We start from the raw sequence: 23,886 nt of genomic DNA on the forward strand, positions 1-23,886 counted from the left end.
GAAATTTGATTGTCTCTTCAATGGGACGCGGGGGTCTGAAGCGCACTGGCAGGAGCCAGCGCCAAGACCGGACCAAGGCATGACAGCGCGCGTATCGTGGAGTGTTGACGGAATCGAGCCATCGGTCCGCGAAAGGGCCGAAGCTTCCGCGCGCCGTGCCGGTATGTCCTTGGGCGATTGGCTGAATTCGGCAATTGGCACGCCCGCAGCCGCACCCCGCGAAGCCCAGGACGTCGCCGAAATTCACAAGCGGCTGGACTCCATCAGCCGCCAGGTCGAGCACATGTCGCGTGCTCCGGGTGCCCCGAAAAACGATCCTGCCGTGGCCCGGCAATTGAACGACGCCATTTCGCGGCTGGACGCGCGGCTGTCGCAGATCTCGGCCGGCACTCCGTCCTCTCATCCGCCCTATCAGGCTGCTCCGGCCGCCCGCACTGCCCCTGTCATGCCGCCCGCGATGTCGCCCAGTTTGTCTCCGATGGATTTCTCCATCGCGGAAATCGTTGCGCGGCAGGGCGAACTCGACGGTGCGCCTCGTGCCATGCCGCAATCGTCCACGCGGATGCCGCCGCCGTCGTTCGTGAACCATGCACCACCGATCCAGCCGCAGGCCGACTTCTCCGGCCTCGAACGGCAGTTGTCCCAGATCACCAGCCAGATCGAAATGCTGCGCCGGCCCGATGGCATCGAGCAGTCGATTGCCTCGTTCCGCAGCGAGCTGAGTGAGATCCGGCAGGCGATCACCGAGGCGATGCCGCGCCGCGCGATCGAATCCCTCGAAGGCGAAATCCGCTCGCTCGGACGGCGCATCGATGAGACGCGGTCCAGCGGCATCGACAGCACGGCGCTGTCCGGCATCGAACGCGCACTGTCCGACATCTACAGCGAACTGCGCGCACTCAAGCCCGCCGAACAGCTCGCCGGCTTTGACGACGCAATCCGCAATCTTGGCGACAAGATCGACACCATCGTGCGGTCCAGCCACGATCCGGCAACGGTTCGGCAGCTTGAAGACGCCATCGCCGCGCTCAAGGTAATCGTCTCGAATGTCGCATCGAATGACGCGCTGAACGAACTCGCCGGTCATGTCCAGACACTGTCGGTCAAGGTCGATCAGCTCGCACGAGCCGGCGGCAGCAACGACATTCTGTCGGCGCTCGAACAGCGTATCGCCGTGCTGACCACGGCGCTTGAGCAGCGCGACCGTCCGCCCGCGGGCGACACCGTCTATTTTGACAATGCCGTCCGCACGATTTCGGACCGGCTCGACAACCTTCAGGTCGGCAACGACAGCGCCGCTTCGCTCAGCCATGTCGAGCAGCGCGTCCATCATCTGCTCGAACGGCTTGAAGCCTCCGAGACCCGCGGCGGCAATCTCGCACGGGTCGAGGAAGGCCTGTCCGACATTCTCCGTCATCTTGAAAATCAGCGCACTAGCAGCGCAGCCGCAGATCCAGGCCTGCGCATGGCGCCTCCGATGGACAGCGAGCTTGTCGATGCCATCAAGCGCGAACTGACCGACATCCGTTTCAGCCAGTCGGAAACCAACCGGAATACGCAGGACTCGCTCGAAGCGGTTCACAATACGCTCGGCCACGTCGTCGATCGGCTGGCTCAGATCGAGGGCGACCTGCGCAATGCCCGAACGGCTTCCGCACCGCGCGAGATGCCGCGCGAACAGGCGATGCCCGAACCCCGCGCGCGCGAGGCTTATGCGCCGGAGCCGCCGCGTCCGACAACATCCTTCGCGCCGGTGCCGCGTCCCGAAATGCCAAATCCGGCTGCGGCGCAGGCTCCCATCGCACGTCCGCAAGTGGCGCAATCTGCCGCGCAGGCACTCGACATCGCGCCGCCTTCCCGCGTGGAAGCGCCTTCCGCCGCACCCGCATCGGTGCGCCCGCCGCCAAGCCCGCGCAGCCCGATCGATCCCAGCCTGCCGCCGGATCATCCGCTTGAGCCCGGAACCCGCGTGCAAGCATCGCGCGGCGGATCCAGTCCGTCGGAGCGCATTGCCGCGTCGGAAATCGTTCTGAACGAGATTTCCGCGAGCAAGCAAGAACCCGTCAGCTCGACCAATTTCATTCAGGCCGCACGCCGCGCCGCGCAGGCCGCCGCTGCTGCACCCCCCGCGGCAACGGGGCAGAAACCAAACCGCGTGACCGCGCTCAACGATGCTGCCCGCAACGCCGCCAAGGCTGCGGCGATCGGAGATTCCGGCATCTCCTCGAAGATCCGCGCGCTCCTGGTGGGCGCGAGCGTGGTCGTGATCGTGCTCGGCACCGTCAAGATGGGTATGAACCTGCTGAGCGGACACGACAGTTCGAACTCGTCGCTCCCCGCCGAATCCAGCGTGACGCCGCCGGCACCACCGCCTGCGCCGGAAGACGGACCGCGCTCCGATGCTTCGCCTGCGATCACGCCGTCGATGACGTCGCCGACGCTGCTCACGCGCCAGTCGCCGATGAGCGGCCCACAGATCATTTCCGTCCCCCAGATGCCGGCGATCCCCGCTGCGGCACCGGCTGAACCTGTCGCCATGCCTGCTGCCGCTCCTGCTGCGCCCGATGTCACCGGCTCGATCGCCACGCCGCGTGAACGGGTTTCCGTGACAGTCCCGCCCGCGCCGAAGACCAATCCAAAGATCAAGCTGACCCCGGTCGCGGACAAGTTGCCCGAGACGATCGGCAGCGCCGCGCTGCGTAACGCGGCCAACAGGGGCGAGCCGGGTGCAGCCTTTGAAATCGGCGTGCGCTACGCCGAAGGCCGCGGTGTTGCATCGGACTATGCCACGGCCGCGAAATGGTATGAGCGCGCCTCGGAGGGCGGCATCGTCCCGGCGACATTCCGTCTTGGCACGCTGTACGAGAAGGGTCTCGGTCTCAAGAAAGACGTCGAGACCGCGCGCAACCTCTACCTGCAGGCCGCCGAGAAGGGCAGCGCCAAGGCCATGCACAATCTCGCGGTGCTCGACGCTGACGGCGGCGGTGCGGGACCGAACTACAAGAGCGCGTCGCAATGGTTCCGCAAGGCGGCCGAACGCGGCGTCGCGGACAGCCAGTTCAATCTCGGAATTCTCTACGCCCGCGGCATCGGCGTGGAACAGAATCTCGCTGAATCCTTCAAGTGGTTCAGCCTGGCCGCGGCCCAAGGCGACGCGGATTCCGGCCGCAAGCGGGATGACATCGCCAAGCGCCTCGATGCCCAGTCGCTTGCCGCAGCGAAGCTCGCGACACAGACTTTCGTGCCCGAAGCACAGCCAGACGAGGCCACCGGCGTTGGCGCGCCTGCCGGCGGATGGGACGTTGCCGCGCCTGCAACCCCAGCGGCGAAGCCGGCCGCCAAGACGGCCGCTAAGAGCGCGAGCCGCGTCCCGTAAATCCCCGAAGCCGCGGCGCCGGGGCCCCGCGCTCGCGTTAACATTAACGCGGCGCAATCCCGAAACCACACTGCGCATTTTTCGGACCGCTTGCCGGATTCTTTAGCGCGCCCGCAAACGATTTCGGCTAAGCAGGGGCGCGGCGCACAACCCGCGTCGCGGCATATCCACTGCTGCGAGGGCCCGGCCCCGCGCCAAAATTCAAGCGAACGCGCGTGCAACTTTTCCTCCCCATCGCCGACATTCCGATCAATGTGTTTCTCATCCTGGCGATGGGTGCGGCGGTGGGATTCGTGTCCGGCATGTTCGGCATTGGCGGCGGGTTTCTGATGACCCCGCTGTTGATCTTTGTTGGAATCTCGCCCGCAGTCGCCGTTGCCTCGGTATCCAGCCACATGGCGGCGTCGTCTTTCTCCGGCGCATTATCCTACTGGCGCAAGCGCGCGATCGACCCGGCGCTGTCAATGGTTTTGCTCTGCGGCGGCGTCACTGGCACCGCGCTGGGCGTCTGGATTTTCGCGCTGCTGCGATCGGTCGGTCAGCTCGACCTCATCATCGCGCTGTCTTACGTGGTGCTGCTGACCGCCGTCGGCACCCTGATGTTCCTCGAAGGCCTGCGCGCCATCTTGCGTGCAAGGCGCGGCAACACGGCCATCACCCGGCGGGCCCGCGCCCAGGGATGGATACTCGGCCTGCCGCTGAAGATGCGCTTCAAGCGCTCCAAGATCTATCTCTCCGTGATCCCGGTGGTTGCCATCGGGCTGCTTGTCGGTTTTCTCGGCGCCATCATGGGCATCGGCGGCAGCTTCCTGCTGATTCCGATCATGATCTATGTCCTGCGGGTGCCCACCGCGACCGTGATCGGCACCTCGATGGCGCTGACACTGGTGACGATGGTGGTCGCAACCATCCTGCATGCCGTAACCAATCATCTGGTCGATGCGGTGCTGGCACTGGTGCTGATGGTGGGCGGCGTGATCGGCGCACAGTTCGGCGCGCGGGCCGGCCAGCGAATCCGCGGTGAACATCTGCGCCTCTTGCTTGGGCTTCTGATCCTGTCGGTCGGGGTCCGCTTTGCGGTTGAACTGGTGATCCGGCCGAATGAACTCTACTCCATTCGCGATCTGGGGATTGGCGGATGAGACATCGCGCACTCCCCTTCTTCGCAGCGCTATTGCTCGCCCTCGCCACGAGCATGACTGCGGGCGCAGAGAACCTGATTGTCTCGGTCTCCAACCACCGCATCACGGTGACGCCGAATTATTCCGGCGAAGAACTCGTGCTGTTCGGATCAATCGAACGCGACAGCAAATCCAAACCGCCCGGCACAGCCTACGACATCGTCGTGACGGTGAGCGGACCGCGCGCCGACATGGTCACGCGGCGCAAGGAACGCAAGCTCGGCATCTGGATCAATGTCGATTCACGCGAGTTCATTCAGGTCCCGGCCTATCTCGGGATCTTCGCCAACCGCCCGATCGACAACATCGCCGCGCCGGATGTGCAGCGCAGGCAGCAGATCGGCATGGCCAGTTTCCCGCTGCCGCAGCGCATGGGGCCGGATGTCGCCAACACGGTCGCGAGCGACCCGTTCCGAACCGCCTTCGTCCGGCTGCGTACCGACCACGGGCTTTACCGCGAACAGACCAATGCGGTGACATTCCTTACGCCGACGCTGTTTCGGACCGGAATTCCGCTGCCCGCGGAGGTGCCGACCGGAACCTACACGGTCGACATCAAGCTGTTCGCCGACGGCGCGGTTCTCGCCAAAACGGAAACCGCGTTTGAAATCGTCAAGGTCGGCTTCGAACAGTTCGTCGCCAATTCAGCCCGCTATCATGGGCTGCTCTATGGTCTCGCGACCGCGATGATGGCGATCATGACCGGATGGCTGGCGTCTGTGGTCTTCCGCAGGGACTAGAAGAAGAAACCTGCGATCATCGCGACTACGCAGACCGCCATTGCCGCCGTCGACAGCCACCCCAGCCAGAACAGCGGACCGGTGATCGCAAACTTGCTCATCACATCGCGGCGGCGCGCCATGACCATCAACAGAACCATGACGGGCACCGCGAGCACGCCGTTGATCACAGCGCTCCAGTACAATGCCGAGATCGGATTGATCGGCGTGAAATTAAGACCGATGCCGATACCGGCCGACAATGCCAGCACCGAATAAAACGCCCTCGCTTCACGCGGCTTGCGGGCAAGACCGACCGGCCATCTGCGGCCCTCGCCGATCGCGTAAGCTGCGGACCCCGCGAGCACCGGAACGGCCAGCAACCCGGTACCGATAATGCCGAGCGCGAAAATGAACTCGGCAAAAGCGCCGGCAATAGGTTTGAGTGCTTCCGCCGCCTGCGCGGATGTTTCGATGTCGGTTTTACCCGCCGCATTCAGTGTCGCCGCTGCCGTGATGATGATCGAGACCGCAATCAGATTCGAGAACGCCATTCCCACAATGGTGTCAGCGCGGATGCGATGAAACTCCTTCTCGGCGCCGTAATGTTTCTCTGCCAGCGGCTGCTTCTTCGCATCGATACGCTGATCCTCCGCTTCCTGAGAGGCTTGCCAGAAAAACAGATAGGGAGAGATGGTCGTGCCGAGGATGGCGACCAGCGTGGTCAGGAAGGCCGAAGTCCATTGCACATGCGGAATGGCGATTCCGCGCAAGGCATCGCCCCACGAGACTTTCGTCACCGCAAGCGCAGCGACGTAAGCGAACAGGCTGAGAGTCAGCCATTTCAACACGGAGCTGTAACGTTTGTAGTCGAGAAAAATCTGGGCAACCGTCGAGGCAACACCGAACACCAGCACGTAGAGAAAGCCCGGACCACCGATCAATAGCTTGAGCGCATCGCCCATGGCTGCCAGATCCGCCGCGATATTGATCGTGTTGGCGATGAAGAGCAGCGCCACGATGATGTTGAGCACCCAACCCGGATAATGCCGGCAGACATTGCCGGCGATGCCAAGGCCTGTGACGCGACCAACACGGGCAGAGATTTCCTGAATCGCCACCATCAGCGGGAATGTCAGCAGCATGGTCCAGCCGATGCCGTAACCGAGCTGCGCGCCCGCCTGGCTATAAGTCCCGATGCCGGACGGATCGTCATCCGAGGCACCGGTGACGAGCCCGGGGCCAAGGGTTTTCAGAAAGCCGCGCAGGCTGAACGGCTCAGGCTTGCTATCGTGCTGAGCCACCCTTCCCGGATGATCTGTCTTCCGATGATCGATCTTGTGGTTTGCCATGCCCATATCCAGCCGCGGCAGATAACGGCCGCCATGCGGCCGGGTTCCACGAGGTCTGTCGTGTCGGCGGCCCGAAGTCCAGGGGTTAGATCAAATCATGCCGTGGCTGATGGGACCACTGATCGGTTAACGAGGTAGATGCCAAGTGCGACCGGAACGATGCCGAGCAGGTCCCATGCCGCGACGTGTTCAGGGATCGAGCCAAGCAACACGAGACAGGCAAAAGCACCCAGCAGCAGCAGCCAGCAGCCAGCAGCCAGCAGCCAGCAGCTTAGATCTTAGTAACAGCGCGACGCCGCGATGCTGTGCACCTTCCGGTCACCCAGCACATGTGCGGTGAAAGCCAGCGTCTGAAAGATCGCCGCAAAGGCGACATCGCGAATGCTCAGGCCTCCGGTATAGGCGCCGAATGCCGGCATCACCGCACGTTCGCCGTCGCTGGCAAAACAGCGCCGTTCGACCGAGCGTCCACGCGTCGATACCCGCGCCTTGGGATGAAGATGGCCTGCGATCTCGCCAACCGCGCCGGTCGGCTCATGACGAAACATGATCGGGCCGATCGCGACTTCATCCGCGACCGTCCCGCCGAGATCGCGCGGCAAGGCCGGATCGTGATTTCCCGAAATCCAGATCCAGTCGCGCCGCACCTGCAAGGCGGACAGAGCATCGCGGTCGTCCAGTAACAGCCGCTCATGCGCGTCGCGGTCGTGGAAGCTGTCGCCGAGCGCGATCACCGTGCGCGGATCATGCCGCGCGATCACGGCGCCGAGCCGCGCCAGCGTCGCCGCCGTATCGAACGGCGGCAGCAGCACGCCGCGCTGCGCGAAGCTGGACCCTTTTTCCAGATGCAGATCGGAGACAACCAGAAGGCGCTCGTCTTCCCAGAACAGCGCGCCGGCGAGGTCAGCTAAAAAGGTAATGCCGGCGACGGTGACGGCCTGGATTCGATCTGTCGCCTGCGCCCCTTGCATCTCTTGTCAATCCTGATCGGGCGGCATCGCCTCTTTCACGAGTTCCTCGGCGGCCTCCGCCAGCAACTCGTCCGATGCTTCGCCATAAACCGCTTCGCGGCCGATTTCCAGCATCACCGGCACCGCCAGCGGCGAAACCCGATCGAGTTCCTTGTGCGTGATTCGGCCCTTAATGCGGATCAGCATATCGCTCAGGCGGCGAATATCCAAAAGGCCGGTTGCGGCATCAGACCGCGCGGCGCGCAGCAGCACGTGGTCGGGCTGGTGCTTGCGCAGGACGTCGTAGACCAGGTCGGTCGAGAACAGCACCTGCCGCCGCGATTTCTCCTCGCCGGTGAAGCGGCGCGCGATCAATCCTGAAATCACCGCGCAGGTGCGGAACGTGCGCTTCATCAGCGCGGATTCTGCGAGCCACGCCTCGAGATCGTCGCCGAGCATGTCGGCATCGAACAACGCGTCGAGTTTGAGACGGCCATTGCGGACCATCGCCGACATATCGCCGAGCGACCACACGGCGAGCGCATATTCGTTGGCGACAAAGCCAAGCGGCTTAGCACGCGCGCGTTCCAGCCGCCGCGTCAGCAGCATCCCGAGCGTCTGATGTGCAAGCCGCCCTTCGAATGGATAGCAGACAAGATAGTGCTTGTCGGCGCGCGGAAAGGTTTCGACGATCAGTTCGCGAGATCCCGGCACACGGGAAAATGCGGCCTGCAATGACAGCCATTCGCGCACCTGATCGGGCAGGCCCTTCCATGCGCGCTGATCGGCCAGCAGCAAACGCACGCGTTCGGCGAGATAGGTCGAGAGCGGAAACTTTCCGCCCATGTAGGACGGCACCTTGGGATTGGCGTCGTTGCTGCGCGAGACATAAACCTCGTCTTCCATCAGCGCTTCGTAACGCACGACCTCGCCCCCGAAGACGAAGGTGTCGCCCGGCACGAGTCCCTCGATGAAATATTCCTCGATCTGGCCCAGCATCCGCCCGCCGCGCGCGATGGCTCCGGTCGAGCCGCCCCCCTTGTTGCTGCCACGCACCAGCTTCACCTTCAGCATCGGCTCTTCGACAATGGTGCCGACATTGAGACGGTAGCTCTGGCGCACACGCGGATTGGTGACCCGCCACCTGCCGGCCTTGTCCTGCTTGATACGAGCAAAGCGCTCGTAGCTTTTCAGCGCGTAGCCGCCGGTGGCGACGAAATCGATCACATCGTCGAAATCCTTGCGCGGCAGATCCATATACGGCGCGGCACTCCGTACCTCGGCGTAAAGTTCATCGGCGAGAAACGGCTCGCCGCAGGCGCAGCCAAGCACATGCTGCGCCAGCACGTCGAGCGAACCGGTGCGCTGCGGCGGCGTGTCCTGCGCATTCTCCGCGACCGCATCGATGGCGGCGCGGCACTCCAGCACCTCGAACCGGTTCGCCGGGACCATGACGGCGCGCGACGGCTCATCGAGACGATGATTGGCGCGGCCGATCCGCTGCATCAGCCGCGACGCGCCTTTCGGCGCGCCGACATTGATGACGAGATCGATGTCGCCCCAGTCGATGCCGAGATCGAGCGACGAGGTACAGACCACGCCGCGCAGCTTGCCCGCCGCCATCGCGTCCTCGACCTTGCGGCGCTGTGCCACATCGAGCGAACCGTGATGGAGCGCAATCGCCAGACCGTCGTCGTTGATGCGCCAGAGATCCTGAAACAGCATTTCCGCCTGTGCGCGGGTGTTGACGAACATCAACGAGGTCTTGTTAGACTTGACCAGATCGTAAATCTCGCCGAGCGCATGACGCGCCATGTGGCCGGCCCACGGCAGCCGCTCCTTGGTATCGAGCATCTCGACGATCGGCGCAGCGCCAGCATCCGCGATGACAAGATCGGCCATGGTCTGCACGCCGCCGGTCTGCGGCACCAGATAGCGCCGCAGATCGTCAGGCTCCGCGACCGTCGCCGACAGGCCCACGGCCGTCGCCTGCGGCGCAAGCCGCCACAGCCGCGCGAGACCGAGCGACAGCAGATCGCCGCGCTTTGATGTCACCAGCGCGTGGAGTTCGTCGAGCACGATCCGCTTCAGCGATGAGAACAGATACGGCGCATCGTCGGACGACAGCAGCAGCGCGAGCTGCTCGGGCGTGGTCAGCAGAATATCCGGCGGATATTTACGCTGTCGCTGCCGCCGCGACACCGGCGTGTCGCCGGTGCGGGTTTCCACACGGACCGGCAGTTTCATATCGGCGATGGGACGTTCTAGATTGCGGGCGATGTCCACCGCCAGCGCTTTGAGCGGAGAAATATAGAGTGTGTGCAGACCACCGCTGCGCACCACGCTGCGGCCGGTCGATATCGTCTTCGCGGATTTCGGCTGAGGCGTGCCCAGTTCCACCAGCGTCGGCAGAAATCCTGCCAGCGTCTTGCCCGCACCCGTCGGTGCGATGAGCAGAGCTGACCGGTTGTCCCGCGCCTTTGCCAGGAGATCGAGCTGATGCACGCGCGGCGACCAGCCCCGCGCCGCGAACCAGCGCTGGAAAATCTCGGGCAGCAAATCAGGCGATGCCGGGGTTTTGGTTTTCACGCCCTAGAAGTAAGACGTCGCGCGGTCACGGTCGAGGGCAGCGGCGGAAATTCCACCCTGCCCTCGCACGTCTTAGGTTATTGGCTGACCGGCTTTGTATCCAGATCCCAGTCCTTGCCGTTGAAAGTTCCGATGAACAGCGTCTTGATCGGCGAATAATCATCCGGAGACGTTGAGTAGGTGATGCCGGGCAGGAAGATCGGTGCCTTGTAACCCGCCAGCGATGTGGCCTGCTTCAGAACATTGGCATGGGTGAGTTCGTCACCGCACTTTTCGAGAATGCGCGCCATGGTCACTGCTTGCGAATAACCCTGAAACGCGATCGTGTTGTCCTGATCGACGTTCGGCAGATATTTTGTCCGCAGTTCCTGAAATCCTTTCACATCGGGATCATCCGCCCATTTCGGGCTGCCGACTTCCTTGGTGTAACTCGCGGCAACGATGCCAATGGCATTATCCGCGCCGGCCGCATTCAAAATCGACCGGCCACTCGATGTGCTGACCAGAAGATGAAGCGGCTTCCAGCCAAGCTCGGCGACCTTGCGGATCGACTGCGACGTCGCCTTGCCGGTGGAGATATTATAGAAAACATCCGCTCCGGATTTCGACAGATTGATCATCTGTGAATCGATCGTCGGATCGGTGAGATCATAGGATGCCTCCGCGACGACCTTCACCTTGTCGCCGGCTTCCGCCAAAATCTCCTTGAACGAATTCATATAGTCGCGGCCGAACTCGTCGTTCTGGTAGAGGATGGCGACCTTGGCGTCCGGCTTCTTCTGCAAGAGGTAGCGCGCAAGGATTCGGCCCTCGGTCGGATAGAGCGGCAGGCCCGGCGTGGTCCATTTGAAATTCTTCGGATCGTTCCAGCGTCCGGCTCCGGTGTTGAGCAGGAGCTGTGGGATGTTCTTGCCGTTGAGATATTTCTGCACAGCCGTCTGTGGGCCGGTGCCAAGCGAGCCGAACAGCGCAAGGACTTCTTCCTGCTCGACCAGACGCCGCGTCGCCTCCACGGTCTTCGGCGCGCTGTACGAGTCATCCAGCGTCAGGAACGTGATCTTGCGCCCGTTGATGCCGCCCTTTTCGTTCAGCATCTGGAAATACGCCGCCTGGGTGCGGCCGATCACGCCATAGAGCGAGCCCGGTCCCGAATGCGGCACGGTCTGGCCGAGTTTGATTTCGGTGTCGCTCGCGCCCGGATCGTATTTCTTCTGGGCCTGCGCGCTGGACGCTCCCATCAGGACGGCAGCGGCGAGCGCCGCGCCGGCCGCGAACGATTTCATCGTCGTTTTCATTTTCGTGTTGTCTCCCTGAATTGACCCAGTAGCATTCTGCGATGCCTTTGATTTTTTTCCGGCGATTCATCCCGGGTCGGACGCAGATCCCGGCATCCTGCCGTGCTCAGGAGCCCTGTCTTGCGTTTTGACGTCACCCCGATCGTTTTGCACGCCGGCCGGGTCATTTTGCTTGCCCGCGCCGTAACCGCCTCTAGCTCCAGCAAAATTTCGTGAAGCCGCGCTGCGACAATTTGGCTCATGTGTGGCCGGGAAGGTACAGCGGAACGCCTCGCCGCCCGCTAAACAGCACCGGGCTTTGAATTGGAATAGCATGCAGAAGTTTTTGATCGCGGCCGCGCTTGTCGCAATGACGGTAAGCGCCCAAGCTGCGGACCTTCCTGCCAAACTTGTCTTCAGGAAAGCGCCTGTCGCATCGACGACCTATGACTGGACCGGTTTGTATGCCGGCGTGAATGCCGGCGTTGCTGTTGGCGGCGAAGGCCGCTCCGGCCTCAATGTGCTCGGCTTCGGCGGCTCGTTCGAAACCTTCAACCTCGCCTCGCTGGGCGTCGTTGGCGGCGGCCAGGCCGGATACAACTATCAGTTCGGCAACTGGGTGATCGGCGCGGAAGTCGACATTCAGGGCATCGGGACGGAAAATCACGCCAACTGCATCCTGACCTGCAGCGTGCCAAGCGCCGCCGCACTCAGGCAGGACATGACCTGGTTCGGCACCGTGCGCGGCCGCGTCGGCTATGCCTCCGGCCCGATCCTCAATTACTTCACCGGCGGGTTCGCTTATGGCGGCGTCAAGGTCAGCGACACTGAACGCCTCATCGGCATCAACGCGGGCACTTTCGCAGTTGAGCAGACGAGGGCCGGGTTTGCTCTGGGCAGCGGCATCGAGGCGGCGGTCGGCGGCAACTGGACCGCGAAGATCGAATATCTCTATGTCGATCTCGGATCGATCAACCAGGCCTTCGTGCTTGGTGGAACGCCCCATGTGATTGGCACCGAGGTGCGCGAGAGCATTTTCCGTGCGGGCGTGAATTACCGCATTGGCGGCAACGGCAGCCTGTTTGCGCAGACGCCTGCCGCGAACTGGACCGGCTTCTACGCCGGTGGCAACGGCGGTTCAGGCATCGCGCGCGATGCCACGACCCATACCGTCCTGTCCGGCGTCACAGCCAGCAACAATTTCGACCTTGCACCGCGCGGCTACAATGGCGGCCTGCAGGCCGGCTACAACTGGCAGCGCGGCAATGTCGTGTACGGTTTTGAGAGCGACATCCAGTATTCGACCCAGGAGACCGATCGAAGCTGCCTGTTCACCTGCACGGCAGCCACGTCAGCCGTCTATCGTCAAAAGCTTGACTGGTTCGGCACCGTTCGCGCGCGCATCGGCTACGGCGTCGGCCCGACGCTGTTCTACGCCACCGGCGGTCTCGCCTATGGCGAGGTCAAGACCCGCGTGACCGAAAACATCACCACGCTTGGAATCAACGGCACCGCAAGTTTCAAGGATGTGCGCGCCGGCTGGGCGCTGGGCGCCGGCGTCGAAACGCCGCTCGAACTGTTCGACTGGTTCAAGCCCGGTCAGTGGACCGTGAAGACCGAGTATCTCTACATCGATCTCGGCAGCGCATCGAACAGCTATAATCTCAACGGCGTTCAGCACAACCTGACGACAGAAGAGACCAATCACATCTTCCGCACCGGCGTGAATTACCACTTCGATGCGCCGGTGACCGCGAAGTACTGATCGCAGCGGTCAGGCCTTGCTTGCGGTGACGACCAGTCCCGGTACGGGCTCGTTCGCTTCGATGCGGGTGGATACCGCGGTGATCTCGCAGAGCGTCAATCCGGCATCGGCAATTGCCTTGCGCAGATAGGCCTCGCCGTGGGCGTAGCGCAGCCCGGGACCGAGAATTACACCTTTGCCAACGTGCGTCTCCACCGTGAACGCCAGCAAACCCTGCGGCGTCAGAACACGCGCCGTCTCGACCAGCAACGCATCCAGTTCCGGTACGTAAACGAAGGCGTCCGCCGCGATGACCAGGTTTGCGCTCGCGTCACTCTCGGCCTGCAAGCCTTGCAGCATGTCCATGACATCCAGACGTGCATAGAGGCCCGTGTCACGCGCGCGCTCGATCATGCCGGACGACAGATCGACGCCGATAAATTCATCGGCGAGTGAGCCGAACTCGCGCGCGACAAGGCCGGTCCCGCAGCCAAGATCAATCGCGCGCTTGAAATGCGCCGGCAGCTTTGCCGCATGACGCGCCGCCAGCACCGCCTTCAGCAACACCGCCGGCCCGCGGTAATCCAGATCGTTCACCAGCGTCTTGTCGAACCGCGGCGCATACTGATCGAACAGCGCACGCACATAACCCGGCGGCATGGCGGAGAGATCTTCGACGCCAAGACGCATCAGCCGCAGCTTCGCGCCGTGGCGATCATCCGGGTCGGCATCCCGGGCACGGAGATAGGCGTTCACCGCGTCGTCGCGCTGGCCCATCTGCTCGCGCAGATCGCCGAGCGCGAACCACGCCGAAGCAAAGCCGGGTTCGAGTTCCGCTGCCTGCATCATCAGATCGGCTGCGGCGGCAAGATCGCCGCGCAATTGCAGGTCGCGTCCGAAATCATAGCGCCGGTCGGCGATCAGGTTTCCTGACGAGAGGAACAAGGACGCAGGCATGGACTTGATCTGAACCCCAAAACAGAAGCCGCTCACCACTTACCAGACTCCAATGCAGCTTCCGAGCGACTATATAACCTAGTGGAGTGGATTTGACATTCGCTCCCTGCTCCCGCGAGTCCGCAAGCGAATGTCAAATCCAAAACTCCACTAGAAACCTATATTTGCTAGTGGTCCCTTGATTCTAACATTCGCAAGGGTGCCTGCCGAGACGCGATGCGAATGTTAGAATCGGACCACTACACATGCGCCCGCAAGACATCCTGATGCCCGTCGCCGCCGGCCTTTGCTGCAAGCCCGGCGGCTTTCATATCGACCCGGTACGGCCGGTGGAGCGGGCGCTGATTACCCATGGCCACTCCGATCATGCCCGCCCTGGCCATGGTGCAGTGCTGGCGACGCAGGAAACCCTCGACATCATGAGGCTCCGTTACGGCGACAATTTCGCCGGTAGCACGCAGGCGATTTCCTACAATGAGACCATCAAACTGGGCGGGGTCAGCGTCACATTCCATCCCGCCGGGCATGTGCTGGGCTCGGCGCAGATCGCCGTCAGCAGCGGCAAGACCAAAATCGTCGCCTCGGGCGACTACAAGGACACACCCGATCCGACCTGCGCACCGTTCGAGGTGGTGCCGTGCGACGTCTTCATCACCGAGTCCACCTTCGGACTGCCGGTTTTCCGCCACGCCAACGTCGAAGGCGAGATTGCCAAACTGTTGGCCTCGGTGGCGCTGTTTCCGGAGCGCGCCCATCTGGTCGGCGCGTATTCACTCGGCAAGGCACAGCGCGTCATCGCGATGATCCGCGCGGCAGGCTACACCGCACCGATCTACATGCACGGGGCGATGGAGAAAATCACGCGCTACTATGAGGGCCGCGGCATCGATCTCGGCGAGTTGCGGCTGGCGAAAGGCGTGAAGAAGGCTGACCTTGCCGGGACCATTACACTCGCGCCGCCCTCCGCCATTACCGACATCTGGACGCGGCGGTTTCCCGATCCGGTCGCGGCGTTTGCATCGGGCTGGATGCGGGTGCGCGCCCGCGCGCGGCAAAAGGGCATCGAACTGCCGCTGGTGATTTCCGATCACGCCGACTGGGACGGACTATGTGCGACCATCGACGCGACCGGCGCAGGCGAAGTCTGGGTGACGCATGGCCAGGAAGACGCACTGGTTCACTGGTGTCAGTCGAAGGGCCTCAAAGCGCGGCCGCTCGATCTGGTCGGCTACGGTGACGAGGACGAAGGCGCTGCGCCGGAAGAGGCGACGTCATGAACCGGTTTGCGCATCTGCTCGACCGCCTTGCCTATGAGCCCGGCCGCAACAACAAGCTGCGGCTGATCACAAACTACTTTCGCGAGGTGCCGGACCCAGATCGCGGCTGGGCGCTGGCGGCGCTGACCGGCGCGCTGTCGTTTCGTCACGCCAAGGCAGGATTGATCCGCGACCTGATTGCCGCGCGCACCGATCCGACACTGTTTGCGCTGTCGTATGACTATGTCGGCGACCTGTCTGAGACAGTTGCGCTGATGTGGCCCGCCGACAAGCGCGCTACCAACTCTCCGCCGCCTCCGACGCTGACGGAAGTCGTCACCACCTTTAACACCCTCGGCAAGACCGAAATCCCTGCACAGCTTGTCCGCTGGCTCGACGAATTGGATGAGACCGGCCGCTGGGCGCTGCTGAAACTCGTCACCGGCGGCCTGCGCATCGGCGTCTCCGCACGGTTGGCAAAAACCGCCGCCGCGGCGCTGGGCGACAAGGACGCCCACGATGTCGAACTGATCTGGCCAGGACTTGTGCCGCCCTATCTCGATCTGTTCGCGTGGCTGGAAGGCCGCGCCGACAAGCCGGTCAACCGCGATCCCGCGCCGTTCCGTCCGGTGATGCTGGCACATGCCATCGAGGATTCGGATTTCGCCAATCTCGCACCGGACGACTTCACCGCTGAATGGAAGTGGGACGGCATCCGCGTGCAGGCCGTGAGCGGGAAGGACGAGCGCGGCAACATCCTCACGCGCCTCTATTCACGCACCGGCGAAGACATCACCAAGAGCTTTCCCGATCTGGTGCCATCTCTGAGATTTCCCGGCGCGCTCGACGGAGAACTGCTGGTGCTGCGCGACGGACGCGTACAGACCTTCAATGTCTTGCAGCAGCGCCTGAACCGGAAATCCGTGACGCCGAAGCTGACGAAGGACTATCCGATTCATCTGCGCGCCTACGATCTGCTGAGTGACGGCGACAACGACCTGCGCATGCTGACCTTCACTGAGCGGCGCTCGAAACTCGAAGCCTTTGTGGCGCAACTCAATGATCCGCGTATCGATCTCTCGCCTCAAGTGTCCTTCAGCACGTGGGACCATCTCGCCGCCGCGCGGGCCGATCCGGCCAGCGCCGGAGCCGGGGAGGATTCGGAGGCCGTCGAAGGTGTGATGCTCAAACGCCGCGACGCGCCGTATCTGCCGGGCCGGCCGAAAGGCCAGTGGTGGAAATGGAAACGCGATCCGCACATCATCGACGCCGTGCTGATGTACGCGCAGCGCGGCCACGGCAAACGCTCGTCGTATTATTCCGATTACACCTTCGGCGTCTGGACCAGCATCGATGGCGCCGATCAGCTCGTGCCGGTCGGCAAGGCCTATTTTGGCTTCACCGACGAGGAGTTGATTCAAATCGACCGCTTCGTCCGCCGCCACACCACCGAGAAGTTCGGCCCGGTGCGCCATGTGGTGCACGAGCCCGATCAGGGACTGGTGTTCGAGGTGGCTTTCGAGGGACTGGCGCGCTCGGCGCGGCACAAGTCCGGCGTCGCCATGCGCTTCCCCCGGATCAGCCGGCTGCGGTGGGACAAGCCGCCGCGCGATGCCGACCGGCTGGAGACACTTGAACGGATGTTAATCTCCGAGAGCGAGATTTCCTCTCCGGCGACCGCCAGCGGCCATTGACGCAACCGAGACAGTTCCCCATGTGGCGTGCTATTGTGCGATGGCGCACCCACCGAGGAGACGACAATGCCGGACGACGTGAGAGAAATCCCAGCCAGGAACGACGACAATCTGTCGCGTTTTCTCGGCGGCTCGCCATTGGCGGTGCTGCTGCGGCTGGTGTTGCTGTCGCTGCTGGTCGGCGTCGTGCTCGCCGCGATCGGCTTCGATCCGTGGAACATCATCTACAGCATCCGCCGGCTGATCGACTGGATCTGGAATCTGGGCTTCGATTTCATAAACGGCGTGTGGCGTTACTTCCTGCTCGGCGCGGTGATCGTGATCCCGGTCTGGCTGATCTCGCGGCTGTTCAGCACCCAGCGGCCGCGCTGATTGAGAGACGCGGCCAAAGTCACAACCGCACAGGTTTTCAGCATCGCCGGTCCGGCGATGCTGGCCAACCTCACGACGCCGCTGCTCGGTGTCGTCGCGACGGCCTGTATCGGCAGACTGGGTGACCCCGCCCGCTCGGCGGCGTCGCCATCGCATCGGTGGTTTTCGATTGCCTGTTCTGGCTGTTCGGTTTCCTGCGCATGGGCACCGTCGCATTCACCGCGCAGGCGCTCGGCGCGCGGGATCATGTTGAAATCCGCGCAACCCTGTTTCGCGCGATTATCGTCGCGGCGGCAATCGGCCTGCTGCTGATTGCCGTGAGCAAACCTCTCGGGACTGTCATCCTGTCATTGATGGGAGGCAGCGAGCCTGTGACGGCGGCCGCACGCGAATACTTCGCGATCCGCCTGTGGTCCGCGCCGATGGCGCTCGGCAACTATGTTCTGCTCGGCTGGTTCGTCGGCCAGGCGCGCGCGAAAACCGCGCTTGCCCTGCAAATCCTGATCAATGTCGCCAACATCGCAATGACAGCGTGGCTCGTCCTGGTGCTGAACAAGGGCATCGCGGGTGCGGCGATAGCGGCGGTGCTGGCGGAAACCACCGGATTTATTGTCGGCGCGGCCTTGGCCTGGCGTCTGCTCGGCGGTGTATTCGATATCAGCACCGAGCGGCTGTTCGACCGCGAGCGGCTCCTGCACATGTTCGCGGTCAACCGGGACATTCTGATTCGCACCGCGGCCCTGATCGCCGCGTTTCTTTTCTTTACGTCGCAAGGCGCACGCGCCGGCGACACCGTGCTCGCCGCCAATGCGGTACTCAACAATTTCCTTTTGATCAGCGCCTTCTTTCTCGACGGCATCGCCAATGCCGCCGAACAGATTTGCGGACGAACCTACGGCAAGCGCGATCGCGAGGGCTTCCTGACCGCAACCCGACTCATCATGCTGTGGGGATCGGTGTTCGCGCTCGCCGTGAGCACCGCTTACTTCTTTTTCGGATCGGGTCTGATCGCGGTGATGACGCCGAATCTCGATATTCAACGCGTGGCGAACGACTATCTCGTCTTTGTCATTCTTGCGCCGCTCGTCGGCTTTTTCGCATTCGCCTATGACGGCATTTTCATCGGCGCGACCTGGGCGCGCGACATGCGCAATCTCATGCTGCTGTCGCTGGTGATCTTCCTCGCGGCGTGGGCGCTGCTGCGGCCGTTCGGCAATGCGGGCCTGTGGAGCGCGCTCCTGATTCATTATGTCGCGCGCGGCGGCTTGCAGGCGCTGCGTTATCCCGCGCAGTTCAGGGCTTCATTCGGCAACGGAAAGCTTAGTCCGGCCACGGCTCCGCGGTAATCGTCGCAGCATCCGCGCCGACGATTTCGGAGAGACTGTCGCGGCTGGTCCGCCGCAGCGTGGATACGAGGTCGGCCTTGATGTCTTCGACCAGTCCGAGGCCCTTGTAGATCAGCGACGAATAGAGCTGGATCAGAGTGGCGCCGGCGCGGATCTTCATCAGCGCAGCCCCGCCAGAATCGATTCCGCCGACGCCGATCAGCGGGAACGCGCCTTCGGCGCGCACGTATGTTTCCGCGACCATGCGCGTTGATAACCTCAAGAGCGGCCGCCCGGACAATCCGCCCTGCTCCTTCGCGCGGGCCTGTTCGCGCAATGAGGCGGGCCGCGCCAGCGTGGTGTTCGCGACGATCATGCCGTCGACCCGGCGCGAGCGGGCAATGTGCACAACATCGTCGAGTTCCTGCAACGTCAGATCCGGCGCGATCTTCAGAAGCAGCGGCGAATCGCCGGCATTCTTGCGCACGCGCTCGCGCGCATCGACCACCCGCGCCAGAAGATCGTCCAGCGCCGCCGCCTGCTGCAGATTGCGCAGGCCAGGCGTGTTGGGCGACGACACGTTGACCGTGAAGTAACTCGCCACCGGCGCGAACAGTTCAATCAGCCGGACGTAGTCCGCCGTGCGATCCATCGAGTCCTTGTTGGCGCCGACATTGACACCGACGATGCCGCCGAGACGCGAGCGCGCGGCAAGCCGCCGAAGCACGGCTTCCGCCCCGTCATTGTTGAAACCCATCCTATTGATGACACCGGAGTCCTGTTCGAGGCGAAACAGCCGCGGGCGCGGATTTCCGTCCTGCGGTTTCGGTGTCACCGATCCGATCTCGACGAAGCCGAAACCCAGCCGCAGCAACGCGTCCGGTGCTTCGGCATTTTTGTCGAAGCCCGCGGCCATGCCGACAGGATTGGGGAAGTTCAGGCCGAAGGCACGCACCGCAAGCTTGGGATCGCTGGGGCGCGGCTTGGCCGGCGGCAACAGCCGCAGCCCGCCGATCGCAAGCCGATGGGCGTCCTCCGGATCGAGCCGGCGCAGCAGCGGCAACGTGAGAGCATCGAAAGCGCGGATCACGACGCAAGCTCCGGAATATCGTGCGAACCGTCGGAGCGCGCACGCAGGTCGAGGATTTCTGTCACGGCGCCGGTGTCGAGTTCGCCGTAGAGATGCGGAAACAACTCGCCGCCGCGCGAGCGTTCCCATTTCAACGCCGGGCCCAGCGCCTCGGCATCGACCGCAATCAGAAACAGCCCCGTCTGCCCTGCGAAATGCTTGGCGACGGTCCCCGCCACCTGGGACGCCGTGGAAAAATGGATAAAGCCGTCGAGCTTGTCGTCGGCACTGCCGCGAAAGGCGCCCTGCCGCTCGGCCTCGCGCCAGGCCGACGCGGGGCAAATCTTGTAGATCGTGGACACGGCGGGCGGACTCTCGTGAGTTATTGAATTCATTTGAGATTTTTCGGAGCTCTGCCGAGCGCCCCGCAGACCGTATCGGCGCGCTCCGGCCACTTCAAGGGCAGCGTTCATCTGATCGCTATGCATTGCAGAGACGCCCGTTTCGAGGTAATAATTCCTAGTTCCTGATAAAATTCACTGCCCGGTCCGGTCGGCTGGGCCAGACATCCGGCCATCCCATGTTGACCCACGATCAAATCTGGAATGCGCTCGATCGCCTCGCCGAACGCGCGGGTTTATCGGCATCCGCATTGGCCAAACGTGCGGGCCTCGATCCCACCACCTTCAACAAATCGAAGCGGATCACGCCGGACGGACGCGAACGCTGGCCATCGACCGAATCCGTCGCGAAAGCGCTGGCCGCGACCGGCACCACCGTCGACACGTTCGTGCAGTTCATCGAGGACACCGCACGCTCGGTGCAGGCGGTGCCGCTGCTCGGCTTCGCCGAAGCCGGCACTGGCGGTTATTTCGACGACGGCGGCTTTCCGGTCGGCAAGGGCTGGGACGAAGTCGGGCTTCCGTCGGTCAACGACGAGCATGCCTACGCGCTGGAAATTTCCGGCGACTCGATGAAGCCCGCCTATCGCGACGGCGATGTCATCATCGTCTCGCCGGGCTCACCGATCAGGCGCGGCGATCGTGTCGTGGTGAAGACCAAGGACGGCGAAGTCATGGTCAAGGAACTGAAACGCCGGACCGCGAAAGTCATCGAACTGCAATCGCTCAATCCGGCGCACAAGGACCGCGTCATCGACGCCAAGAACGTCGAATGGATCGCGCGCATCGTCTGGGCGAGCCAGTAAGCCTCCGCCTCAAGCCACCAGCGGCGCAACAATCGCGCCGAGCACTTTTGCCGCGTCGCGCGGATTGAGCCGCACCTGCAATCCGCGCTGCCCGCCATTGATGTAGACAAGATCCTGCGCCATCGCCTGCTCCTCGATGGCGGCGCGCGGCGGCCTCGATTGTCCGAACGGACTGATGCCGCCGACCTTGTAGCCCGACAGGCGTTCCGCATCGGCCGGTTTCATCATCTGCGCGGATTTTCCGCCGAACCCAGCGGCGAGCTTTTTCATCGACACTTCGCGATCGGACGGAATGATGACGCAGACCGGCTTGCCGTCAACCAGCGCCATCAGCGACTTTAGCACCCGCGATGGATCTTCGCCGAGCGCCTCGGCGGCCTGCAATCCGATCCGGTCTGCGTCGCCATCGTAATCATAGGTGTGAACGGTGAAGGCGACGCCGGCCTGTTCAAGCATCTTGGTCGCGCGCGTCACTTTCGACATGCGTGGCTCCAAGGCGGCGGTTAGGCCGCCGCTCGCTTCAGCGCAGCATCGATCATCGCGATCGCGTTCGCCACGCCATAGACCGCGACGAACGACCCGAAGCGCGGGCCCTTCTCCTGGCCGAGCAGCACCTGATAGAGCATGTTGAACCAGTCGAGCGACACGCCCGGGCGGCCGTCCTTGCCGGCCTTCTTGTGATCCAGGAACGGTTCGCGGCGGCCGATTTCATAGACCACGTTCTGAATGTCTTCCGCGGATGCCTCAGGCGGCAGTTGCGCCAGCGCGTTGCGCAGATCGGTCAAAGCTGCGCGCTCGCTCTCGGTCGGCTCGCGGAAGGTCTTCGTCGGCGCCACGAAGTCGCGATAATAGTTGATCGCGTAGCCGACCATGTCGTCGAGCTTCGGATGCGTCTTCGGTGTCACGCCCGGGCGATAGCGGCCGATGAAGCCCCACAGCGTTTCGGCGTTCTCCGCGTTCGATGACGACACCAGCGTCAGCAGCAACTGGAAGGTCACCGGCATATCGGCCAGCGGCGGATTGCCCGCGTGGATGTGCCAGACCGGATTGCTCAGGCGCTGCTTGCCGTCCTGACGCGGATAGCCGTCAATGAACTGCTGATAATCATCGACATTGCGCGGGATCACATCGAAATACAGCCGCTTCGCCGCCTTCGGCTCACGATACATGAACAGCGACAGCGATTCCGGCGAGGCGTAGCGCAGCCACTCGTCGATGGTCAGGCCATTGCCCTTCGACTTGGAAATCTTCTGGCCCTTGTCGTCGAGAAACAGTTCGTAGTTGAAGCCTTCCGGCGGCGTGCCGCCGAGCGCCGAGCAGATCTTGCCCGACAGCTTCACCGAATCGATCAGGTCCTTACCCGCCATTTCATAATCGACGCCGAGCGCAACCCAGCGCATCGCCCAATCCGGCTTCCATTGCAGCTTGCAATGCCCGCCGGTAACCGGAACGGTGACGCGCTCCCTGGTGTCCGGATCGTCATACGAAATCGTACCGGCCTTCGCATCGTGTTCAACGATCGGCACCTGCAGCACGACCCCGGTGCGCGGCGAAATCGGCAGGAACGGCGAGTACGTGGCGGCGCGCTCCTCGCGCAGCGACGGCAGCATGATCGCCATCACCTTGTCGATGTTCTCCAGCATCTTCAGCAGCGTCGCGTCGAAGCGGCCCGACTTGTAGTACTGCGTGGATGAGGCGAATTCGTAGTCGAACCCGAAGGTGTCGAGGAACGCGCGCAGCCGCGCGTTGTTGTGTTCGCCAAAACTCGGATGGGTACCGAACGGATCGCGCACCTGCGTCAGCGGCTTGCCGAGATCCTGCTCCAGCATCTCCTTGTTCGGCACGTTGTCCGGCACCTTGCGCAGGCCGTCCATGTCGTCGGAGAACGCCAGCAGCCGCGTCTTGATCTTGTCCTCGGTCAGCACGCGAAACGCATGGCGCACCATGGTGGTGCGCGCCACCTCGCCGAAGGTGCCGATATGCGGCAGCCCGGAGGGACCGTAGCCGGTCTCGAACAGCACCTCGTCCTTGGGTTTTTTCTTCAGCCGCGCGACAATCTGCTTCGCCTGTTCGAACGGCCAGGCGTTGGATTGTTCGGCAAGCGCCCGCAGGTCGCTCGCGGATGAAGGCATTTCAGTCGACATCAAGAATCTCCGCGCAAAAATCAAACCGGCTGCCGGCGCGCGAGCCACCAGCCGGTCATCACCAGACACATGCCAATCGCAGCGCAGACGATCAGCAATCCGGCTGTATTAGCCGCAACACCTGCATAACCCAAGGTCTTGGCGTCGATAAAGGGGTACGGATAGAAGCCGGACATCTTTCCGCGCACCAGGACGAAGCCAAGATAGAACAGCGGATAGATCAGCCACAGCAGCGGATCGTACCAGCGCAGCCCCGCCTTGCGCACACAGGTCAGCCAGAACAGCAGGTAGGCGATCGGCATGGCGTAATGCAGCATCGCGTCTGCAATCCACTGCGCGCCCACCGGCGACCAGAGCTGCCGCAGCAGCACGGCATAAACCAATCCAACCATGGCGATGTAAACCGCCACCGCGGAGCGCACGAACGGATGCACCAGCCATTCCTCCGGGCCGCTCTTGATCGCAAATGCGGTCAGCACCAGGGCCGCCAGAATGTTCGACTGGATCGTGAAGTAGGAGAAAAAGCGGATGGTGGCCTCAAGCGGCGAAAGCGCCATCACGCCGGCGGTTCGCATCAAAAGCCAATACTGCAGCAGAAGCGTCGCCCATCCCAGCAGCGCAAGAAGCGCCGCGGCGGTTCGCTTGAGTTTCGCCGTTCGCGTCAAAGTCATTGCCGC

18 protein-coding genes and 1 pseudogene are annotated in these 23,886 nt (G+C 63.1%); 9 read left to right on the forward strand and 10 right to left on the reverse strand.

What is annotated here, in order from left to right; genetic code table 11:
• Positions 1 to 79: 79 nt before the first annotated feature.
• The 3 genes from HMPREF9695_RS21000 (at position 80) to HMPREF9695_RS21010 (ending at position 5,297) form a co-directional block, all read left to right on the forward strand.
• Positions 80 to 3,376, forward strand: a complete 3,297-nt coding sequence (locus HMPREF9695_RS21000; protein WP_006022913.1) for a tetratricopeptide repeat protein — start codon at positions 80 to 82, stop codon at positions 3,374 to 3,376.
• Positions 3,377 to 3,591: 215 nt separating this feature from the next.
• The gene (locus HMPREF9695_RS21005; RefSeq protein WP_006022914.1) at positions 3,592 to 4,518 is read left to right on the forward strand and encodes a sulfite exporter TauE/SafE family protein; all 927 of its coding nucleotides are present in this window, start codon (positions 3,592 to 3,594) and stop codon (positions 4,516 to 4,518) included.
• Positions 4,515 to 5,297 carry a TIGR02186 family protein gene (locus HMPREF9695_RS21010; RefSeq protein WP_006022915.1) on the forward strand — a complete coding sequence of 261 codons (783 nt, stop codon included), beginning with the start codon at positions 4,515 to 4,517 and terminating at the stop codon, positions 5,295 to 5,297. The genes HMPREF9695_RS21005 and HMPREF9695_RS21010 overlap by 4 nt, the downstream gene beginning before the upstream one ends.
• Here HMPREF9695_RS21010 and HMPREF9695_RS21015 read toward each other — a convergent pair.
• The 4 genes from HMPREF9695_RS21015 to HMPREF9695_RS21030 form a co-directional block, all read right to left on the reverse strand.
• Positions 5,294 to 6,628, reverse strand: a complete 1,335-nt coding sequence (locus tag HMPREF9695_RS21015) for an NRAMP family divalent metal transporter (RefSeq protein WP_006022916.1) — start codon at positions 6,626 to 6,628, stop codon at positions 5,294 to 5,296. The genes HMPREF9695_RS21010 and HMPREF9695_RS21015 overlap by 4 nt on opposite strands.
• Positions 6,629 to 6,906: 278 nt before the next feature.
• Positions 6,907 to 7,599, reverse strand: coding sequence for a ligase-associated DNA damage response endonuclease PdeM (gene pdeM / locus HMPREF9695_RS21020; protein WP_006022917.1), 693 nt, complete (start codon positions 7,597 to 7,599; stop codon positions 6,907 to 6,909).
• A 6-nt stretch (positions 7,600 to 7,605) separates the two neighbouring features.
• The gene (locus HMPREF9695_RS21025; protein WP_006022918.1) at positions 7,606 to 10,167 is read right to left on the reverse strand and encodes a ligase-associated DNA damage response DEXH box helicase; all 2,562 of its coding nucleotides are present in this window, start codon (positions 10,165 to 10,167) and stop codon (positions 7,606 to 7,608) included.
• 77 nt (positions 10,168 to 10,244) lie between these two features.
• The gene (locus HMPREF9695_RS21030; protein ID WP_006022919.1) at positions 10,245 to 11,462 is read right to left on the reverse strand and encodes an ABC transporter substrate-binding protein; all 1,218 of its coding nucleotides are present in this window, start codon (positions 11,460 to 11,462) and stop codon (positions 10,245 to 10,247) included.
• A gap of 313 nt (positions 11,463 to 11,775) precedes the next feature.
• Here HMPREF9695_RS21030 and HMPREF9695_RS21035 point away from each other — a divergent pair, with 313 nt between their 5' ends.
• Positions 11,776 to 13,206 (forward strand): outer membrane protein, encoded by a 1,431-nt coding sequence (locus HMPREF9695_RS21035; RefSeq protein ID WP_006022920.1) that lies wholly within the window; start codon positions 11,776 to 11,778, stop codon positions 13,204 to 13,206.
• A gap of 9 nt (positions 13,207 to 13,215) precedes the next feature.
• Here HMPREF9695_RS21035 and HMPREF9695_RS21040 read toward each other — a convergent pair whose 3' ends face one another.
• Positions 13,216 to 14,142 carry a class I SAM-dependent DNA methyltransferase gene (locus HMPREF9695_RS21040; RefSeq protein ID WP_041713002.1) on the reverse strand — a complete coding sequence of 309 codons (927 nt, stop codon included), beginning with the start codon at positions 14,140 to 14,142 and terminating at the stop codon, positions 13,216 to 13,218.
• Positions 14,143 to 14,387: 245 nt separating this feature from the next.
• Here HMPREF9695_RS21040 and HMPREF9695_RS21045 point away from each other — a divergent pair, with 245 nt between their 5' ends.
• From HMPREF9695_RS21045 to HMPREF9695_RS21060, 4 genes and pseudogenes are all read left to right on the forward strand, one after another.
• Positions 14,388 to 15,419, forward strand: coding sequence for a ligase-associated DNA damage response exonuclease (locus HMPREF9695_RS21045; protein WP_006022922.1), 1,032 nt, complete (start codon positions 14,388 to 14,390; stop codon positions 15,417 to 15,419).
• Entirely contained in the window at positions 15,416 to 17,092 is a 1,677-nt protein-coding gene (locus HMPREF9695_RS21050) for a cisplatin damage response ATP-dependent DNA ligase (protein WP_006022923.1), read from the forward strand. Before HMPREF9695_RS21045 ends, HMPREF9695_RS21050 begins: the two co-directional genes overlap by 4 nt.
• A gap of 66 nt (positions 17,093 to 17,158) precedes the next feature.
• Complete coding sequence (locus tag HMPREF9695_RS21055) at positions 17,159 to 17,464, forward strand: DUF6460 domain-containing protein (RefSeq protein ID WP_006022924.1); 306 nt, start codon at positions 17,159 to 17,161, stop codon at positions 17,462 to 17,464.
• Between the two features lie 57 nt (positions 17,465 to 17,521).
• Positions 17,522 to 18,810 (forward strand): annotated as a pseudogene (locus HMPREF9695_RS21060) (MATE family efflux transporter).
• Here the strand turns inward: HMPREF9695_RS21060 and HMPREF9695_RS21065 are convergent.
• Positions 18,785 to 19,879, reverse strand: a complete 1,095-nt coding sequence (locus tag HMPREF9695_RS21065; RefSeq protein WP_006022926.1) for a quinone-dependent dihydroorotate dehydrogenase — start codon at positions 19,877 to 19,879, stop codon at positions 18,785 to 18,787. The pseudogene HMPREF9695_RS21060 and the gene HMPREF9695_RS21065 sit on opposite strands and share 26 nt — an antisense overlap.
• Complete coding sequence (locus HMPREF9695_RS21070; RefSeq protein ID WP_006022927.1) at positions 19,876 to 20,220, reverse strand: DUF952 domain-containing protein; 345 nt, start codon at positions 20,218 to 20,220, stop codon at positions 19,876 to 19,878. The genes HMPREF9695_RS21065 and HMPREF9695_RS21070 overlap by 4 nt, the downstream gene beginning before the upstream one ends.
• Before the next feature lie 218 nt (positions 20,221 to 20,438).
• Between HMPREF9695_RS21070 and HMPREF9695_RS21075 the strand changes: the two genes are divergently transcribed.
• Entirely contained in the window at positions 20,439 to 21,065 is a 627-nt protein-coding gene (locus HMPREF9695_RS21075; protein WP_006022928.1) for a S24 family peptidase, read from the forward strand.
• Between the two features lie 9 nt (positions 21,066 to 21,074).
• On the opposite strand, the gene ybaK is transcribed toward HMPREF9695_RS21075, so the two are convergent.
• Genes ybaK through HMPREF9695_RS21090 form a run of 3 tightly spaced genes read right to left on the reverse strand, consistent with a single transcriptional unit; the run spans position 21,075 to position 23,880 of the window.
• Positions 21,075 to 21,548, reverse strand: coding sequence for a Cys-tRNA(Pro) deacylase (ybaK, locus tag HMPREF9695_RS21080; RefSeq protein ID WP_006022929.1), 474 nt, complete (start codon positions 21,546 to 21,548; stop codon positions 21,075 to 21,077).
• A gap of 20 nt (positions 21,549 to 21,568) precedes the next feature.
• Positions 21,569 to 23,209: a lysine--tRNA ligase gene (locus HMPREF9695_RS21085; RefSeq protein WP_006022930.1), complete on the reverse strand. Its 1,641-nt coding sequence runs from the start codon at positions 23,207 to 23,209 to the stop codon at positions 21,569 to 21,571.
• A gap of 20 nt (positions 23,210 to 23,229) precedes the next feature.
• A complete protein-coding gene (locus HMPREF9695_RS21090) occupies positions 23,230 to 23,880 on the reverse strand; it encodes a Pr6Pr family membrane protein (RefSeq protein WP_006022931.1) in 651 nt (216 codons plus the stop codon).
• Positions 23,881 to 23,886: the final 6 nt, after the last annotated feature.

The organism is Afipia broomeae ATCC 49717, assembly GCF_000314675.2.
GTDB classification, from domain to species: Bacteria; Pseudomonadota; Alphaproteobacteria; order Rhizobiales; family Xanthobacteraceae; genus Afipia; species Afipia broomeae.

Coding starts and splice junctions, on each gene's coding strand:
- HMPREF9695_RS21000 (WP_006022913.1), top strand. CDS start 80: ATGACAGCGCGCGTATCGTGGAGTGTTGACGGAATCGAGCCATCGGTC.
- HMPREF9695_RS21010 (WP_006022915.1), top strand. CDS start 4,515: ATGAGACATCGCGCACTCCCCTTCTTCGCAGCGCTATTGCTCGCCCTC.
- HMPREF9695_RS21015 (WP_006022916.1), bottom strand. CDS start 6,628: ATGGCAAACCACAAGATCGATCATCGGAAGACAGATCATCCGGGAAGG.
- pdeM (WP_006022917.1), bottom strand. CDS start 7,599: ATGCAAGGGGCGCAGGCGACAGATCGAATCCAGGCCGTCACCGTCGCC.
- HMPREF9695_RS21030 (WP_006022919.1), bottom strand. CDS start 11,462: ATGAAAACGACGATGAAATCGTTCGCGGCCGGCGCGGCGCTCGCCGCT.
- HMPREF9695_RS21035 (WP_006022920.1), top strand. CDS start 11,776: ATGCAGAAGTTTTTGATCGCGGCCGCGCTTGTCGCAATGACGGTAAGC.
- HMPREF9695_RS21040 (WP_041713002.1), bottom strand. CDS start 14,142: ATGCCTGCGTCCTTGTTCCTCTCGTCAGGAAACCTGATCGCCGACCGG.
- HMPREF9695_RS21045 (WP_006022922.1), top strand. CDS start 14,388: ATGCGCCCGCAAGACATCCTGATGCCCGTCGCCGCCGGCCTTTGCTGC.
- HMPREF9695_RS21050 (WP_006022923.1), top strand. CDS start 15,416: ATGAACCGGTTTGCGCATCTGCTCGACCGCCTTGCCTATGAGCCCGGC.
- HMPREF9695_RS21055 (WP_006022924.1), top strand. CDS start 17,159: ATGCCGGACGACGTGAGAGAAATCCCAGCCAGGAACGACGACAATCTG.
- HMPREF9695_RS21075 (WP_006022928.1), top strand. CDS start 20,439: ATGTTGACCCACGATCAAATCTGGAATGCGCTCGATCGCCTCGCCGAA.
- ybaK (WP_006022929.1), bottom strand. CDS start 21,548: ATGTCGAAAGTGACGCGCGCGACCAAGATGCTTGAACAGGCCGGCGTC.
- HMPREF9695_RS21085 (WP_006022930.1), bottom strand. CDS start 23,209: ATGTCGACTGAAATGCCTTCATCCGCGAGCGACCTGCGGGCGCTTGCC.
- HMPREF9695_RS21090 (WP_006022931.1), bottom strand. CDS start 23,880: ATGACTTTGACGCGAACGGCGAAACTCAAGCGAACCGCCGCGGCGCTT.